The organism is Candidatus Hydrothermales bacterium (genome assembly GCA_039630235.1).
In the GTDB taxonomy this organism is placed as follows: domain Bacteria; phylum Hydrothermota; class Hydrothermia; order Hydrothermales; family JAJRUZ01; genus JBCNVI01.
In genome coordinates this window covers 1-697 of sequence record JBCNVI010000053.1, presented here as the reverse complement: position 1 = coordinate 697, position 697 = coordinate 1, and the positions used below count along the sequence as shown (strand labels likewise).

The following is a 697-nucleotide window of genomic DNA, read 5'->3' as shown; positions in this document are numbered from 1 at the left end:
CTTGTGGGTGTGCGGTTTCAGGTCTCTTTCAATCCCTTTCTCAGGGAGCTTTTCACCTTTCCCTTACGGTACTGGTACACTATCGGTCGCCTTGGGTATTTAGCCTTGCCGGAAGGTGCCGGCCGCTTCACGCAGACCACCACCGAGTCCGCGTTACTCAGGATACCCTCGCCCTCCTTCGCCTTGCGCGTACGGGGCTATCACCCTCTATGGCGCCGCGTTCCAGCGGTCTTCCACTTCAGCTACGGATGGGCATATGAGGGTCCTACAACCCCAGAAGACCTACGGCCTTCTGGTTTGGGCTCCTCCCCTTTCGCTCGCCACTACTCAGGGAATGCCGATTGGTCTCTTTTCCTCTGGGTACTGAGATGTTTCACTTCCCCAGGTTCGCCTCCCCTTGCGGGGATGCTGACAAAGTCAGCGGGTTGCCCCATTCGGGAATCCTGGGATCACGGCCTGCTTGCGGCTCCCCCAGGCTTATCGCAGCTTGCCACGCCCTTCATCGCCCCAAGGCGCCAAGGCATCCCCCGCACACCCTTACCATCTTAACCTGCATATCCCCTCGCTGTCACAGACCGTAGAAAAGAGAGATATAAGTGGTATTCCCGTTCGCCTTGCGGCGAGATGGGATTCCATTATATCAAAAGACAGCTGGGAGAGAGGTCAGGCATAGTCTCCAGAAAGGAGGTAATCCAGC

The 697-nt window shown here is 57.2% G+C and carries 1 rRNA gene; it reads right to left on the bottom strand.

The annotated features are described in order from the left end of the window. A 23S ribosomal RNA gene (locus ABDH49_09255) occupies nt 1-551 on the bottom strand; the annotation flags it as partial. Nucleotides 552-697: the final 146 nt, after the last annotated feature.